The organism is Streptomyces sp. CNT360 (genome assembly GCF_000424785.1).
In genome coordinates this window covers 491,977-506,738 of the sequence record NZ_AUKO01000002.1, presented here as the reverse complement: position 1 = coordinate 506,738, position 14,762 = coordinate 491,977, and the positions used below count along the sequence as shown (strand labels likewise).

The following is a 14,762-nucleotide window of genomic DNA, read 5'->3' as shown; positions in this document are numbered from 1 at the left end:
GTCACTCTACTGGCTCACTCCCGGGCGCCGCTGCCCGATCACCCCCTCCGCCGCTCAGCCGATCACCGCGCCCGCACACACAGCACGTCCGGCAGGTGCTGCACCGACGGCTGCCGGCTCTCGTCCTCGTCCGCGCCGGTGAACACCTCTCCGCTGCGGTTGCCGGTCGCAGCCCGGCCGGATCGGCGTCGTCCGTGCACAGGGCGCCCCGCAGCACAGTCGCGCAGTGCGCCGACTTGGGCAGTCCGGCCCCGGTTCCTCCCACCGCCCGCCCGCGTCCTGTGTACGGTGATCCGGCAGCGGTGCCCGGCAGCCACCCGGCCGATGCCGAGGAGTGGACGGCCTGCGCGGTGAAGTGCGGCCGACTGCCATGCGTCCGGCCCCCGCCGCCCGGCTTCCTTCCGGTCGAGGACGAGCCCCTTGCGCGTACCCACCGCGAGCAGTACATCCGCCATGACGGCACCTTCGAGAGCCCACGAAGGCCCAGGACGTCGTCGTGCAAGGTACCGCTCGGTCTGCACCGGGCCACTGACATCTCCTCCCGATCCGGGCGGGCACAAGGCCCCCCGGGCGGGCGCGGCCCCCGTACGGCGGTACGGGTACGCCGTACGGGCTGTCGCCGCCTCCGTCGATCGGAGTGCCGTCGCCCGGTTCGTGCGCGCCGGACAGCCCGCCCGCGTGATCCGCCGCTACCGTCCCGCGACGTGTCGGACGAACCCGCGTACGCCCGCAACGCACCGGACAACCCCCGCCCGCCGGAGAGCTCCTCGCCTGTGGCGTGCTCCTGCGACGGCTGCGCGACGGACAGCGGTCCGCCGGGCCCCCGGCCTTTCCCCGCCCCCTGCACCGCCTGGCAGTTGCTGGGTCACGGCACGGGCGCGGGCCCGGCACCGTACGACGCCAGCGGCCAGGCTCCCTGGTTCGCCGTCGGACTCGCTCTGCCGGACAGCACCAGGGTGGAGGTCCTGGCGGCTGTCGTGGACGGCGGTATCCGGGTGGAGGAGGTCCGTGCTGACCCGCCGCTGACCCCGCAGGGGCTGGCGCGTCTCGCCCCCTGGCTCGGCGAACCGCTGACGGACGCGTGCCCGGCGGTCCTCCAGCCCCCGCAGACGGCGCCCACCGTGTGGGCCACAGGCGCGTGTGTGCTGCCCGCGGCGCCACCCCCCGCACCGGTACGGGGACGGGGGCGGCCACCGGTACCGCGGGGGAGGGCTGCGCGGCAGGCGGTCGCCGAGACCTACACCGCGGCACGGCGGCGCGGGGCCGATCCGGTGCTGGCTGTCATGCTGCTGACCGGACACAGCCGCCGTAGGTCCCTCCGCGTCATCGCGGAGGCCCGGGACGACGGGCTGCTGCCGCCCCGGCACGCCCGCCGCTGAGCACCCGCGGAAAGGGCACCGGCAGAACCGAGGGAGCACGGCACAGCGAGCTCGGTGCCGAGGATCAACGCTCTATCGTTGCCCCGGAATGTCCGGATCGCCCGCAGTCCGCCCGGCCTCCGGGGTCTTCGGCGCGCCGGGCGCCGACGGGTCCGGCTCCTGGCCGTACGCGGTGCCCCCCAGCCGGCGGAGGAGGGCCACGGACGAGGGTCCCTCCTCCCGTTCACCGGCGGGTAGGGGCGGTACGCCTCGCTCCCAGGCCAGCCCGTACCGGGTGAACAACTCACCGCGCAGCCGTTCCAGGGGCATCGGAGCGCCGGGCAGCAGGACGGCGACGACGGCCCCCATCAGGTTCGCCCGCAGCAGAGGGTAGTCGCGGTCGGGGTCGCCGGAGCCGTACCGGATCACCGTCGCGCGCAGCAGCGTCGCCAATTGCTGCTGCTCGTCGCACTGGACGAAGCCTTCCTGTTGCAGGATGCCCGCCATGTGTGCCCGCATGAGCACCGGATGGTCCCGCGCCAGGCCCAGAACGGCGTCGACGGCACGGGCCAGCACCTCCTGTCGGCCGACGGTCCCCTCGGGCAGCGGCTTCCGCCCCAGGGCTTCCGCCAGGGTCAGGTGCATCAACCGGTGCACCGCGGACTGGAACAACTGCCGCTTGCCCGGGAAGTAGTAGGAGATCAGGCCGCGTGCCGTTCCCGCGCGGTCGGCGATGGCGCCCAGCGTCGTCGCCTCGTAGCCGTGCTCGGCGACCAGCTCGACGGTCGCCTGCAGCAAGCGTTCACGCGAGCGTCGGCGCATCTCCTCATTGACCGATGCGCTCCGAGGGGACATCCTGTAACTCCTGGGTTGGCTGGCTGGCAGCCAGTATACTCAGGGCATCTCCGGGTGCCCGAGCGCCTCGTGCGTGGACAGCCGGAGAAGCAGTCGGTATCGGGGCGACGCGGGGGATCGCCTCGATACCGGCGTCAATCACCCGGCTCGTGGCCCACTCCCCGTCGTGTCAGGCGAACTCCCGCCGGAGGTACGTCAAGGCACACGGTGAGCGGCGCACGCGTGAGCGCTGGGGAGGAGAGCCGGCGGTCCGGTACCGGAGCCCGGAACGCTCGACGACACGGTGCCGCACTCGGCACGGATCCGGAACCACCCACGGTGCACGTTTCCGCGTACCCCGCCGACGGCAGCGCCGCCGACGCCGCCGATGACCTCGTCGGCCGCCTGTCGGGCGCGCTCCCGTTCCGGGCCGGAGCCACATCGCAGTCGTCGCCCGCGAACCGTGAGCGGTGGTCGCGTACGTGCGGCCGGTGGTCAGTGGTCTTCCGGCTCCGGCCCGCGTGCGGGGACGGGGAGTCGTTCTCCCGTGCGGAGGGCCGCCCAGGCGGCTGCGGAGGCGAGTGCCATCGCCGTACCGAGGACCATGCCCACCAAGGTGTCCGTCAGCCAGTGCACACCCAGCCACAGGCGGGTGAACGCCACGCCCGCGACGGAGACGCAGGCGACCGCCGCCGCGCACCGCCAGCGTGCGTCCGTCGTGGAGGCGCCCCGTTCGTGCCAGAGCCACAGCAGCGTCACGCACACCAGTGCGGCGGTCAGCGCGTGTCCTGACGGCATGGCCGAGAAGTGCGCCGAGTCGACCGGTTCGCGCCACTGCGGCCGTTCCCTGCCCAGCGCCGCCTTCAACCCCTGCTGCACTCCCGAGCCCACCAGCACGGTGCCTCCGAGCCACCACCCCAGGAGCCGCTCTCCCCGCCACAGCAGCCACACCACGAACGCCGCTGTCAGCAGCCGGAAGGTCCACGGGTCCCACACGAAGTCGGACAGGACGCGGTTGGCCCGGGTGACGCCTGGGTGGTCGAGAGCGGCCGCGTGCAAGCCGGCGGCCACGTCGCGGTCGAGAGCGGTGATCGGCTGCCACGGCAGCGCAGCCAGGACGAGCAGCACGACGACGACGCCGCCGAGAACGGCAGCGGTCATGGCCTGCCACCCGAAGCGGGGCCGGGAGCTGTCACGGAACGGACCACCACGCATGCCCCGATCATCACCCGGCCCACCCGTGACGGCACAAGTCGTGGGCGTGTCACGGGCTGTGGCTCACGCCGTACGGTCCGGCAGGTTGCCGTTGCCGTTGCCGTTGCCGTTGCAGGCCGGGCGCGGCTCGGCTAGCGCAGTGCCGTCAGACCCGGGACGAAGGCGACCAGCACCGAGACGACTGGCACCAGGGAAGCCACGGCGGTCATCCGCAGACGGCGGCTCACCGACAGTCGAGGAGTCGGGGTCAGCAGGCGGTGGACCCGCTGCGGCACCATCGCCACCGGCGCCGGACACGGGCCGAAGACGCCCCGGCCCTCGTTGAGTTCCACCAGGGCCAGGGCGATGGTCAGCCGGCCGTACCGGCGGGAGGCGACATCGTCCGCGGCCAGCTCCACCAGCCGGTGCACCTGGTCGCGGAACGAGGCGAAGACCGGCACCCGCGAGAAGCCTGCCGCCAGCGCCGCGGAGCAGTGCAGCAGCCAGTCGTGACGGGCTCGCGCGTGGCCCTGCTCGTGTTCGAGGACGGCGTCCAACTGGCGTCCCTTGAGCCGACGCAGAGCTGCTGTGGTGATGACCAGTCGCGGTGGGGTGCCGGGCAGCCACCACGCGTCCGGCTTCTCGTCCTCCAGCACGACCAGGCGCTCGCTGGAAGCCGCGGTCTCGCCCGGCAGCCGGGGCACCCGCTCGCGCAACTCCGCACGGCGCCTGCGACGCCGGACTCGCGCGTCCCTGACCTCCCGCAGCAGCATCGCACCGGTCCACGCACCGCCACAGGCGAGCAGCAGACACAGCGCGCCCGCCCACGGCGTGTACGCGCTGGAGGTGTAGACCTGCGCCACGCCGTCCGGCGCCCCGGCGAAGACATGGCTGCGTACCACCGCGAACGCGGCCGCACCCGACAGCGCCATCGCCAGCGCGCAGCACAGCAGCACCGCACCGACCACGCACTGCCACACCCACAGGGCGAGCACGGGTTCCCGGTCGGGCCACGAGCAGCGGGCCAGCACGCGAGGCGCCAGCCCGGCCGCGAGCAGGGCGAGGGCCATCAACGCGAGCGGGACCGTCATGCCGCTCAGCCTAAGAGGCCGTTACGAGACAGTGATACGTCCGGCGGTGCAGAAGTGACGCGGCTCACGGTGCCGGTGCCGCCCCTGTGCGAGATCGGCACCCGTGGTTCGTGTCTGCGGTGCCGGCCTGCCCTCGCCTGCCGGCAGGCGGGCCGTCACAGGGTGAGCAGCATGACGAACGTACCGGTCGCCATGGCCAGCCGGCATCCGGCGGCCAGTCCGGTACGCCGGGCCGACGGGGCCGCGCCCGCCGGTGTGCCGACGGCCGTGCGGCCGTCCGGTACCACCACCGCTGCCGCGCCCTCGGGCGCGGGTACCACCAGCTTGGTTCCGGTCCAGATCACGTACGCCGCGAAGTAGGCCAGCAGCACCCCCGTCACCGCGGGAACGCCGCCCGGACCGGCGTGGTGGACCGCGGTACCCGTTCCGCCTGCCGTCGGGAGGGCCATGGCCAGCGACATGTACAGCATCGCCGCGCCGCCGACCAGATGGTGCGCGTGCACCCCTCGGACACCGCCCCCGTGCTGTTCGGCTCTGCTCCGCTGCCCGCGCCCGTGCCGGGAGGCGACGGCCAGCGCACGCGTCTCCCACGCCAGCAGGGCGCCGAAGATCACGGCGAAGCCCCATGCCGGGACGGCGGTCGGTACCGGAGCGCCGTGCCAGAGGGCGGGCACCGCCATGGCTGCCATGGCGAAGCCCATCACCGCCTCGCCCGCCGCGTCGGCGCGCGGGGCCGCTTCCGCGCCGCGGGCCCGCAGCACACATGAGATGCCCGTCACCGCGCAGAGTGCCACCAGCAACCAGCCGACCGTGGCGGAGCCGTGCATCGGTCATCCCCCTCGCTCTTGCGGGACTGCCTCCTCGCTCGCCCGAAAGGCTGCCCTCCGCTGTGCCCGCACACGGGAGCGCACGGGCGCAGTGGGGGAGCACCGGACGACGGGTCGGGGTGCGGGACGGAAGGCGGCGACGGGAGCGGGCGTGGGGAGAGAGGAACCGTGGCTCAGCGGGGCCTGGGAGAGGCGTGTCCCATCAGTTCGGTGGCCTCTCCGAACGGGATGCCCAGATCGTGGTGGAGGATGCGCGTCTCGTTCGTGTGGTCCGGCAGCAGCGAACGGTCGCCCTGGGCCGCGCTCTTGCCGCCGTCCCGCGGTCCGGCCGGAGCCCTGTCGGCACCGGTCGGCCGTTCGCGCACGCTGATGTGCCGGTTGAGCAGGCGCCAGGCGTAGGCGTTGGTGTGCGGGCTGCGCAGCGCCTGGTCCCACTGCTCCGCCAGTTCGGCGAACGCCATGCGCACCGCGATGTCGGCCGTGTGCGGGTCGGGCAGGCAGCTTTGTGCGTACTGGAGATACCGGGTGCGGTACAGCGCGCAGAAAGCGGTGAACGCGACTGGCGCCTCGGCCGTCCCGCCAGGAGGTTTTCCCGGGTCGCTCAACTGCCGGCCGTTCTCGGCCTTCGTGCTTCCCTTGGGCGCGGTCACCGTTTCCCCGACCGCGGTCCTGATGGCGCTGTGTTCTGCGCGGGAGCTGTGGCGCTCGCACGGTGAGGGCATCCGAACGCTCAACGTTCTCTTCCCCTCCCATCCCTCCGTCGCGGTCCCCTTCTGCCGGAAGCTACAGGTCGGGGTGGTCCGCACGCCACGATGGGGTGCCGTGTGCAAATTCATCGGCAATTGCACGGGACAATGCCCTGGATCTCCGCCGGAAGGGCATCGTACAAATGGCCGGGTGCGAGTACCGATCTTGTTCATGAGTGATCACGGTGAGGCCGGACGGGAGAGGTTTGTGATCGGATTCCGTGGTTTCCTCTTCTTCGGTCGCGTCTCTTCGTCGAACCGGTCGCAAGACGCCGCCGAGAGGCGCACTTGAAGAAATTCACCCGATGGGGTGGCGAACCGGGGTGGCGTCCGAATCTCCGCCCGGGGCGCTCGCCGGGCGGTCGGGGGTGCCGTCCCGATCGCCGACGACCGGCGCGTCGTGTTGAATTGGGTCTGCCGTCGAAGGTTGGGAGGTCGTCGTCGGCACGGTCCCGGGTCCGTCGTCCGTCGGAGCCGCGGCCGTGAACTGTCCGTGTTCTACTGCTTTTCGGTGCGTGGGGGGTATTGGTGTCGGTACCGGGTGCGGGCCCCGAGTCCGCGGGTGACGGCGTCCTGGTGGTGGCAGGCGTCGGCGGAGGCCTCATGGACGTGGGCGTGGTGGTGGCCGGCCTGGGCGGGGTGTCGTGGCCGGGAGTGCTGACCGGGGCCGGCGGCAACGGCAACGCGGAGCACCGGGGCCTCGAAGTCGTCGAACTGGTGGGCCCGGTGGACCCGCAGATGGTGCTGGCACGCGTCCGCCTCGTCGCGGGCGTGGCCGGCCGGCTGCTGGTACTGATCGTGGGGGAGGTGCGCCAGGACCCGCGCAAAGGGGGACTCCACATCGGTCTGGGCGCACCCGGCCAGGGGTCGGCAGCCGTCCGCTACAGCGGTCTGCCCTGGGAGTGGCTGGTAGGAGAGCTGGCCATACGCCCCGCCGGATCGACGACGGTGCTGCTGGACGTCGCGGCGGAGACCGGCGCCTGGGACGCGGTGCGCGCCGGTGGCCTGCCCGACGTTCCCGGTGTCGGCGTCTTCGGGCGAGTGGTGCGCCAGGCACGGGAGTCGAAGTGGCGGCGGCTGCGGGGCGGCACGGCCCCGGCAGCGCCCACCTACCTTCAGGAATGCGTCCGGCTGTGGCGTGCGGGCGGCCGTATGCCGTTCGCCGAGCTGCACGAACGGGCCGCCGCGACCGCGCACGCGACGGAGGAGTCGCAGGCCCTCTTCGTCGCCTCGACGACAGCGGAGCACCCGGCCCTCTCCAACGTCCCGCAGGGCGGTCCCGGCGCCTGGCAGCCGGCGCCCGCCCCGTACGAGAGCCAGGCCCCCGACGCGCGGACCGCTCTTCCCCCCTGGGCCCCGGACGCCGGGCACCTTCTTCCCGACGGCTCCGCCCCACCGCCGCCCGCCAACGGTGCCGCCCCCCAGCCGTACGGTGCCCCGCCCTCCCGCCCGTACCCGGCGGAACCGGCAGTGAGCTCCGTACCCTCCGTCGCCGGTCACCCGGACCCGGACGGGTTCCGTCCCCCCGCATCGCAGGACCCGGCCGGACACCCCCCGTCCTACGACGCGGCTGCCCCCTCCGACCCGTACGACGTGCCCCCTCCCACCGCTGCGGACCACTCGGCCCCTGCTCGGCGGAACGCCTCGGCGCCCCGGCCGGACGGGCCCGTGTCCGCACAGGCACGGGGCGGGTCCGGGGGGCGGACGAGCGGGGAGGAGAACCCGCACGAGGCCATCATGAACGCGGCGCGGGACGGCAGGTACGAGGAGGCCGAGGCCGTCGCGGCGGCCTGGCAGGAGTCCGCCGAACAGATCGAGGGGCCCGGCTCGGAGGGGGTGTTGCACTGGGTGGAGGTGCGCGCAGATCTGGCCCGTCTCTCCGGTGCCCCGGCCCGCAGCTGTGAGCTGTGGATGGCGGTTGCCCGCGGCCGGTTGGAGCTCGGGGAGGCGGAGGGCGCCTCCGAGGTGGAAGGGGCCGTCGACCGGGCGCACCACCAGTGGGAGCGGCTGCGCGGGCAGGACGAGGAGTCCGCCCGTGAGCTGGCTCCCGAACTCGTCGTACTCAGGCGGCGCGTTCCGGGGCGCCAACCCGGCGCGGTACGACTGCTGGAGGAGCACACGGAGCGTCTGCTCGGCGGCGTCGACCACTGAAGCCTGCGCCGCTGGTCCGCCCCGCGCGTCGGCAGCTCGCGTGCCGGCGACCGTCGGCGAAGGGCGGACCGCCACCGGCGGCGCTGTCGGCGACTGCCAGGACTCCTGGTGGACCCGGACGGGGACGTCCGCAGGGGTGGCGCGGGCTCGTCCGTTCGCAGCAGCGCGGGGCCAGCCGCGCACCACGCCCGGCGGCACTTTGCCAACCATGGGAGCGCACTGTTCGTCACCTACCGCAGGAGTGCGCATGTTCCGTCGCCCGGCTCTCACCCTGGCCACGCTGCTCGCCGCGACAGCTCTGGCCGCAGGACCCGCCGTGGCCGCCGACACCCCCGGCGGCCAGCCCCAGAAGCTGACTCCGCGGGAGCAGACCGGTCTGCATGTCGCGGGCAAGGTGCTGGACACCGTTCTGGGCGGCATCTTCTCCGGCGGACGCTGACCCTCCGGAGCAGATACCGCTCTCCGCCGCGGGGCGGAGCCGTCTTCCGGTCGGCTCCGCCCCGCCGGGCCGGCTGACGGCGTCCTTGAGGGACTCAGGCGGTGCCGGGCCGCTCCGCCGCATGCTGCCGGCGCGCACGGGCCAAGGCGGCGTCGAAGTCCCGTTGTGTGTCGTCGCACCAGTGCAACAGGTCGGCCAGCACGCGGCCCAGGGTCTCGCCGGGACTGTTGTGCCAGCCCTCACCGAGGGTCTGGGTCTCCAGAGCGGCGTTCGCCCGTTCCACGGCGGCCTGGTGCGCCTCAAAGCTCCGGCTTCCGCCTTCCGCGGCGTGTGCCTCGGGTGCCGTCATGACGCCCCTCGATGGTCGTTGTGGCGCGCGCGTACGGCGTGCCGTCGGCAGTTGACCGGCACCCAGAAAGAATGAGTGCGTGGCAATTTTGCAGTGCGCTGCACCTCAGGGCAAGTCGGATCGTCGCGGCCCCGCCCCGGGTCAGGAGGGGGTGAAGTGGAGGCGCGCCCGGGCGTGGGCATCGAGCGGGGCGCCCATCGCGTCGAGGCCCAGCAGCGCCGCCCCCAGCACCGGGCGGGCCCGTACGACCCGGGGAACGGCGTAGGGGGCGCGGCGCGCGAGGAGGTGGGTGACACGGTCGTTGAGCAGCGGCTGTCCGGCGGCCAGGATTCCGCCACCGAGCAGCACGGGAACCTCCTTCTCCAGCAGGTCCAGGCGACGCAGCGCGACCACCGCCATGGTGACCACCTCCTCGGCCATGCGGGACACCAGCGACCGGGCGACGGCATCGCCCTCACCTGCCACCTCGAACAGCACGGGGGTCAGCTCCAGTCGCCGGGCGTAGGGGATCTCTCCCAGGTGCAGGGCCTCGATCAGCGCGTACATCGAGGGCAGGCCGAAGTGGGCGGGCAGTGCGTGCTGCAGCAGCGTCGGCTCGCCGCGGCCGTCCTCGGCGCGGGCCGCGTGCCACAGCGCCTCGTCGGCCAGCCCGCCCCCGCCGCCCCAGTCGCCGGAGAGCCGGCCCAGTGCGGGGAAGCGTGCGGTGCGTCCGTCGGGCAGCATGCCGACGCAGTTGATGCCCGCGCCGCACACGACAGCCACTCCGCACGGCGCTGCGTCGCCGTCCCGCGCGCCGATCCCGGCGCGCAGGACGGCGAAGGTGTCGTTGTGCACCGTCACCTCCTCGCCCCAGCCCCGTTCGGCGAGCGCGGCGGCCAACCGCTCCTCCTCGACGGGCAGGTCGGCGTTGGCCAGGCAGGCCATCACCTGGCGTACGGCGGGCAGCGGTGCCGGCCCCGCCGCGGCGGCCCGGGCCCGGGCCACGGCGTCGGCCAGTACGTCCACGGCGGCCCGGACGCCGACGGCCGAGGGGCGGAAGCCGCCGCCGCGTCCGGTGGCCAGTACGGTCCCGTCGCCCCCCAGGAACGCCACGTCGGTCTTGCTGTTGCCCGCGTCGATCGCCAGGACGCCCGGCGTGGGCGGGGCGGCTGCCGCACCCGCCCGGTCGCTGTCCGGCTCGGTCACGTACTCCGGTCTGCTCAGGCCCACGCCAGGTGCTCCTTGTTGTGCGCCAGGAGCTCGTCGGTCAGCTGTTCCGCGTACTCGATCTGGCCGACGAGAGGGTGGGCGAGCAGCGCCTGGAAGACGCGGTCGCGGCCCCCGTGCAGTGCGGCTCGGAGCGCCAGGTCCTCGTACGCGGTCACATGGCCGATCAGCCCGGTGAACTGCGGGGCGAGTGCAGGCACCGGCAGCGGGTGGGCGCCGTCCCGGCCGACGCGTGCCTGGGTCTCGACGACCGCGTCGTCGGGCAGGAACGGCAGGGTGCCGTTGTTGAACGTGTTGACGGACTGGTGGGGGCTGCCGCCCTCGCGCAGCAGGGAGGCGGCCAGGTCGACGGCGGCCTCCGAGTAGTAGGCGCCGCCGCGCCGGGCCAGCAGCTCGGGCTTGGTGTCCAGCGCCGGGTCCGCGTACATCGTGAGGAGCTGCTTCTCCAGCGCGGCGACCTCGGCGGCCCGCGTCGGCTTGCGGCGCTGTTCGCGGACCACGGCGTCGTGGGCGTAGTAGTAGCGCAGGTAGTAGGACGGTACGACACCGAGGCGGTCGACCAGGGTCCGGGGCAGGTGCAGGTCCTCGGCGACGGCGTCGCCGTGCTCGCTCAGCAGCCGGGGCAGCACGTCCGTGCCGTCCGGCCCCCCGAGCCGTACGCCCAGCTCCCAGGTGAGGTGGTTGAGTCCCACGTGGTCGAGGTGGACCTCGGCGGGGGTGACGCCCAGCAGCGCGGCGAACTTGCGCTGGAAGCCGATCGCCACGTTGCACAGGCCCACGGCCCTGTGCCCGGCGGTGAGCAGCGCGCGGGTGACGATGCCGACGGGGTTGGTGAAATCGATGATCCAGGCGTCCGGGTTGCTGCGGCGCACCCGCTCGGCGATGTCGAGGACCACCGGCACGGTGCGCAGCGCCTTGGCGAGGCCGCCGGCGCCGGTGGTCTCCTGGCCGACGCAGCCGCACTCCAGCGGCCAGGTCTCGTCCTGGTCCCGCGCCGCCTGCCCGCCGACGCGCAGCTGGAGCAGCACGGCGTCCGCGCCGTCCACGCCCGCGTCCAGGTCGCCGGTGGTGGTGACGGTCCCGGGGTGGCCCTGCCTGGCGAAGATGCGCCGGGCCAGACCGCCGACCAGCTCCAGCCGGTCGGCGGCAGGGTCGATCAGGGCCAGCTCGTCGATGGGGAGCACGTCGCGCAGCCGCGCGAAGCCGTCGACGAGTTCGGGGGTGTAGGTCGATCCTCCGCCGACCACTGCGAGCTTCATGGGTGTCTCAGCCCTTTACTCCGGTGAGGGTGACGCCTTCGACGAAGGCCTTCTGTGCGAAGAAGAAGACGATGATGACCGGCGCCATGACCAGCAGGGTGGCCGCCATCGTCAGGTTCCAGTCCACGCTGTGTGCGGACTTGAACGATTCGAGCCCGTAACTGAGCGTCCAGGCGCCCGGGTTCTGTGCCGCGTAGATCTGCGGGCCGAAGTAGTCGTTCCAGCAGTAGAAGAACTGGAACAGGGCGACGGCCGCGATGCCGGGCTTGGCCATCGGGACGACGATGCGCCACAGAGTGCGCAGCTCCCCGCAGCCGTCGACCCGCGCCGACTCCAGGTACTCCCTGGGAATCGTCAGCAGGAACTGCCGCAGCAGGAAGATCGAGTAGGCGTCGCCGAAGGCCATCGGGATGATCAGCGGCCACAGCGAGCCCGACAGGTGGAACTGCTGCGCCCACACCAGGTACATCGGCACCACGACCACCTGCGGCGGCAGCATCATCGTGGAGATCACCAGCAGCATCGCCGTCCGGCGCCCCCGGAAGCGGAACTTGGCCAGCGCGTAGGCCACCGGGACGGAGGAGCAGACGGTGAAGAGCGTGCCCAGCAGCGCGTACGTCAGCGAGTTGCGCCACCAGTCCAGGAACCCGGGTGTGCGGAAGACCTCCGCGTAGTTCTCCCAGTGCCAGGAGGCGGGCCACAGCTCGCCGCTCATGGCCTGTCCGTCGCTCATCACCGAGGTGAGGAAGACGAACACGAACGGCAGCACGAAGGCCAGCGCGAGCGCAACAGCGAAGCTGTGCACGGCGATCCAGCGCAGCACGCGCTGGCGGCGTGCTCTGCGGCCCGCCGCCGAGGAGCGGGGCGACGGTGCGCGCGCCGCGCGCAGGGAGGGCACCGTGTCGGCGGCCGGTGCGGCGGCAGCCGGGGTGGTGGGGGTCGTCATGGGTCAGTCCTCCGCCGACAGCAGGCCGCTCCTGCGGCGCATGAGCAAGGTCGTGACGGTCATCGCGACGGCGAACAGCACCAGGGACAGCACGCAGGCGGCGCCGGTGTTGAAGTTCTGGAAGCCGAGCTGGTACACGAGCTGCGGCACCGTGATCGTCGAGTGGTCGGGGTAGCCGGGCTGGATGACCGTGCCAGGGCCGACGGAGACGCCGGACGCCAGTTTCCCGGCCACCAGCGCCTGCGTGTAGTACTGCATCGTCTGCACCACACCGGTCACGACCGCGAACATCACGATCGGCGTGATGTTCGGCCACGTCACGAAGCGGAACTTCGTCCAAGGCCCCGCGCCGTCCAGCTCGGCGGCCTCGTACTGCTCCTGGGGGACGTCCAGGAGCGCGGCCATGAAGATGACCATCAGGTCGCCGATGCCCCACAGCGAGAGCATCACCAGCGAGGGCTTGGCCCAGGCGGGATCGTTGAACCAGTTGGGGCCGTGGATGCCGACCGCCGCGAGGATCTCGTTGACCGGCCCGGTCGCCGGGTTGAGCAGGAAGACGAAGGCCACGGTGGCGGCCACCGGCGGCGCCAGGTAGGGCACGTAGAAGGCGGTACGGAAGAAGCCCACGCCGCTCTTGAGCTTGGTCACCAGCAGGCCGACGCCGACGCCGAAGACCACCCGCAGCGCCACCATCACCACGACCAGCCACAGCGTGTTCCACAGCGCCGGCCCGAACAGCGGCATCTGTGTGAACACGTACGACCAGTTCCGCAGGCCCACGAACTGCGGCTGCTTGATCTGGTTGTAGTGCATGAACGAGAAGTAGACGGTGGCCACCAGCGGATAGCCGAAGAAGACGGTGAACCCCACCAGCCACGGTGACAGGAAGCCGACGGTGCGCAGCCGCTCGCGCCTCTTCCTGCGGCGCAGCAGCGCGTGCGAGGTGTCCGCGGCGGGGGTGGCCCCGCCGCGCGCGTCCGTGCCCGGGGAGAGGGAGAGTGCCATGACGGGCTCCTAGTCCTGGGCCTGGAGGGTGTCGGCGTCGATCTGCTGGTCGAGCTCGCGCAGTCCCGCGTCCAGGTCCCCGCTCTTCCCCGCCTCCACCGAGTAGGAGAAGTCCTGCAGGGCCGACACGTACATGCCGCCGGTCGTCGAGGGCGGCAGAGCCTGGCTGTGCGGGTTCCTCGCGATCCGCAGGAACGTACGGAAAGCCGGGTCGGCGTCCAGCTTCGGGGAGGTGAGCGCCGCCTTGGTGGAGGGCACGTTGTGGATCGCGTTGGCGAAGGACACCACCTGGTCGGTGTCGGTCGTCAGGAACTTCAGCAGTTCCCAGGCCGCGTTCTGGTGCTTGCTGCTGTGCGCGATCCCGGCGACCGTGCCGGTGAGGTAGCCGCGCCCGTAGGTGCCGGCCTGGTCGTCGGGTACCGGAAGCGGCGCCACCCCCCAGTCGAAGTCCGGCTTGCCCTCCTTGAGCATCAGCCCGCGCCACTCACCGTCCATGTGCATGGCGAGCTTGCCCGTCACGAAGCCGCTCTGCTGTGACATCTCGTCACCGAAACTCTGCCGGAGCCGCTCCAGTGCCTTGTAACCGCCCTGGACCTCGGACAGCTTCCTCATCGCGCGGTAGAACTCGGCGGTGCGGGGGTCCTTCGCGAGCTGCGCCTTGCCGTGGCTGTCGAAGTAGCGCGGGCCCCACTGGGCGAACATCCGGTCCGGACTGTTCTGGTAGAGCCGGAAGTTGGGCATGAAGCCCGCCCGCTTCACCCGGCCGCCGTCGCGCTCGGTCAGTCGGGCGGCGACCTTCGTGAACTCCGACATGGTGCGCGGCGGGCGCGTGACTCCCGCCTTCGCGAAGGCGTCCTTGTTGTAGTAGAGCCCGTAGGCGTCGGCCAGCAGCGGGAGGGCGCACTGGGTGCCCTTGTACTGCGTGTAGTCCAGCAGGGTGCGGGGGAAGACCTTCCGCTTGTCGACGCCGCTCTTCTTGAGGAACGGGTCGAGGTCGGCCCACATCCCCGAGTCGCAGTACTGGCCGACGTTGTTGGTGGTGAAGGAGGACACCACGTCGGGCGCCTTGCCGCCGCCCGCGCGCAGCGCCTGGTTCATGGTCGCGTCGTTGACGTTGCCGGTGGCCTTCACGTGGATGTTGGGGTGCAGCTCCTCGAACCGCCGGATGCTCTCGTCGATCGGCTTCACCTCGCTCGGCTCCGACCAGCCGTGCCAGAACTTCAGGGTGACAGGGGCGTCGGGGTCGTCGTCGGCGCTGCCCACGCCGGGGTTGGCGCAGCCGGTCAGCAGCAGTCCGACGGCGAGCAGCAGCGCCGGCCGGGCGCGCACACGCGGAGGCGACATGGGGCTCCTTCAC

Annotated in this window: 14 protein-coding genes and 1 pseudogene; 3 read left to right on the top strand and 12 right to left on the bottom strand. The window is 72.5% G+C overall.

What is annotated here, in order from left to right; translation table 11 throughout:
- Nucleotides 1-62: 62 nt before the first annotated feature.
- Nucleotides 63-320, bottom strand: a pseudogene (locus tag H297_RS43160) (exo-alpha-sialidase); the annotation flags it as partial.
- Between the two features lie 384 nt (nucleotides 321-704).
- Here H297_RS43160 and H297_RS34965 point away from each other — a divergent pair.
- Nucleotides 705-1,379, top strand: a complete 675-nt coding sequence (locus H297_RS34965; RefSeq protein WP_486589430.1) for a DUF6214 family protein — start codon at nucleotides 705-707, stop codon at nucleotides 1,377-1,379.
- Nucleotides 1,380-1,451: 72 nt separating this feature from the next.
- On the opposite strand, the gene H297_RS34960 is transcribed toward H297_RS34965, so the two are convergent.
- The 5 genes from H297_RS34960 to H297_RS34950 all read right to left on the bottom strand — a co-directional run bounded on the left by H297_RS34960 (nucleotide 1,452) and on the right by H297_RS34950 (nucleotide 5,954).
- Entirely contained in the window at nucleotides 1,452-2,213 is a 762-nt protein-coding gene (locus tag H297_RS34960; RefSeq protein WP_078513797.1) for a TetR/AcrR family transcriptional regulator, read from the bottom strand.
- 474 nt (nucleotides 2,214-2,687) lie between these two features.
- The gene (locus H297_RS34955; RefSeq protein ID WP_078513796.1) at nucleotides 2,688-3,407 is read right to left on the bottom strand and encodes a phosphatase PAP2 family protein; all 720 of its coding nucleotides are present in this window, start codon (nucleotides 3,405-3,407) and stop codon (nucleotides 2,688-2,690) included.
- Nucleotides 3,408-3,538: 131 nt separating this feature from the next.
- Entirely contained in the window at nucleotides 3,539-4,477 is a 939-nt protein-coding gene (locus H297_RS0106690) for a M56 family metallopeptidase (protein WP_027736403.1), read from the bottom strand.
- 155 nt (nucleotides 4,478-4,632) lie between these two features.
- On the bottom strand, nucleotides 4,633-5,304 hold the full coding sequence (locus H297_RS0106685) for a DUF5134 domain-containing protein (protein ID WP_027736402.1): 672 nt from the start codon (nucleotides 5,302-5,304) through the stop codon (nucleotides 4,633-4,635).
- 173 nt (nucleotides 5,305-5,477) lie between these two features.
- Nucleotides 5,478-5,954, bottom strand: a complete 477-nt coding sequence (locus tag H297_RS34950) for a hypothetical protein (RefSeq protein WP_486589429.1) — start codon at nucleotides 5,952-5,954, stop codon at nucleotides 5,478-5,480.
- Nucleotides 5,955-6,578: 624 nt separating this feature from the next.
- On the opposite strand from H297_RS34950, the gene H297_RS0106675 reads away from it, so the two are divergent.
- Nucleotides 6,579-8,201 (top strand): hypothetical protein, encoded by a 1,623-nt coding sequence (locus H297_RS0106675; RefSeq protein WP_027736401.1) that lies wholly within the window; start codon nucleotides 6,579-6,581, stop codon nucleotides 8,199-8,201.
- A gap of 247 nt (nucleotides 8,202-8,448) precedes the next feature.
- Complete coding sequence (locus H297_RS0106670) at nucleotides 8,449-8,640, top strand: hypothetical protein (RefSeq protein ID WP_027736400.1); 192 nt, start codon at nucleotides 8,449-8,451, stop codon at nucleotides 8,638-8,640.
- 94 nt (nucleotides 8,641-8,734) lie between these two features.
- Here the strand turns inward: H297_RS0106670 and H297_RS0106665 are convergent, their stop codons facing one another.
- From H297_RS0106665 to H297_RS0106640, 6 genes are all read right to left on the bottom strand, one after another.
- Nucleotides 8,735-8,989 (bottom strand): hypothetical protein, encoded by a 255-nt coding sequence (locus tag H297_RS0106665; RefSeq protein WP_051351600.1) that lies wholly within the window; start codon nucleotides 8,987-8,989, stop codon nucleotides 8,735-8,737.
- A gap of 141 nt (nucleotides 8,990-9,130) precedes the next feature.
- Nucleotides 9,131-10,174: a BadF/BadG/BcrA/BcrD ATPase family protein gene (locus tag H297_RS0106660; protein ID WP_051351640.1), complete on the bottom strand. Its 1,044-nt coding sequence runs from the start codon at nucleotides 10,172-10,174 to the stop codon at nucleotides 9,131-9,133.
- Between the two features lie 14 nt (nucleotides 10,175-10,188).
- Entirely contained in the window at nucleotides 10,189-11,454 is a 1,266-nt protein-coding gene (locus H297_RS0106655; RefSeq protein ID WP_027736397.1) for a 6-phospho-beta-glucosidase, read from the bottom strand.
- 7 nt (nucleotides 11,455-11,461) lie between these two features.
- Nucleotides 11,462-12,400 carry a carbohydrate ABC transporter permease gene (locus H297_RS0106650; RefSeq protein WP_027736396.1) on the bottom strand — a complete coding sequence of 313 codons (939 nt, stop codon included), beginning with the start codon at nucleotides 12,398-12,400 and terminating at the stop codon, nucleotides 11,462-11,464.
- A gap of 3 nt (nucleotides 12,401-12,403) precedes the next feature.
- A complete protein-coding gene (locus H297_RS0106645) occupies nucleotides 12,404-13,405 on the bottom strand; it encodes a carbohydrate ABC transporter permease (protein WP_027736395.1) in 1,002 nt (333 codons plus the stop codon).
- A 9-nt stretch (nucleotides 13,406-13,414) separates the two neighbouring features.
- Nucleotides 13,415-14,749 (bottom strand): ABC transporter substrate-binding protein, encoded by a 1,335-nt coding sequence (locus tag H297_RS0106640; protein ID WP_027736394.1) that lies wholly within the window; start codon nucleotides 14,747-14,749, stop codon nucleotides 13,415-13,417.
- Nucleotides 14,750-14,762: the final 13 nt, after the last annotated feature.

Excerpts from the sequence above, each read along its gene's own strand:
- H297_RS34960 (WP_078513797.1), bottom strand. The coding sequence starts at position 2,213 with ATGTCCCCTCGGAGCGCATCGGTCAATGAGGAGATGCGCCGACGCTCG.
- H297_RS34955 (WP_078513796.1), bottom strand. The coding sequence starts at position 3,407 with ATGCGTGGTGGTCCGTTCCGTGACAGCTCCCGGCCCCGCTTCGGGTGG.
- H297_RS0106690 (WP_027736403.1), bottom strand. The coding sequence starts at position 4,477 with ATGACGGTCCCGCTCGCGTTGATGGCCCTCGCCCTGCTCGCGGCCGGG.
- H297_RS0106685 (WP_027736402.1), bottom strand. The coding sequence starts at position 5,304 with ATGCACGGCTCCGCCACGGTCGGCTGGTTGCTGGTGGCACTCTGCGCG.
- H297_RS0106670 (WP_027736400.1), top strand. The coding sequence starts at position 8,449 with ATGTTCCGTCGCCCGGCTCTCACCCTGGCCACGCTGCTCGCCGCGACA.
- H297_RS0106665 (WP_051351600.1), bottom strand. The coding sequence starts at position 8,989 with ATGACGGCACCCGAGGCACACGCCGCGGAAGGCGGAAGCCGGAGCTTT.
- H297_RS0106655 (WP_027736397.1), bottom strand. The coding sequence starts at position 11,454 with ATGAAGCTCGCAGTGGTCGGCGGAGGATCGACCTACACCCCCGAACTC.
- H297_RS0106650 (WP_027736396.1), bottom strand. The coding sequence starts at position 12,400 with ATGACGACCCCCACCACCCCGGCTGCCGCCGCACCGGCCGCCGACACG.
- H297_RS0106645 (WP_027736395.1), bottom strand. The coding sequence starts at position 13,405 with ATGGCACTCTCCCTCTCCCCGGGCACGGACGCGCGCGGCGGGGCCACC.
- H297_RS0106640 (WP_027736394.1), bottom strand. The coding sequence starts at position 14,749 with ATGTCGCCTCCGCGTGTGCGCGCCCGGCCGGCGCTGCTGCTCGCCGTC.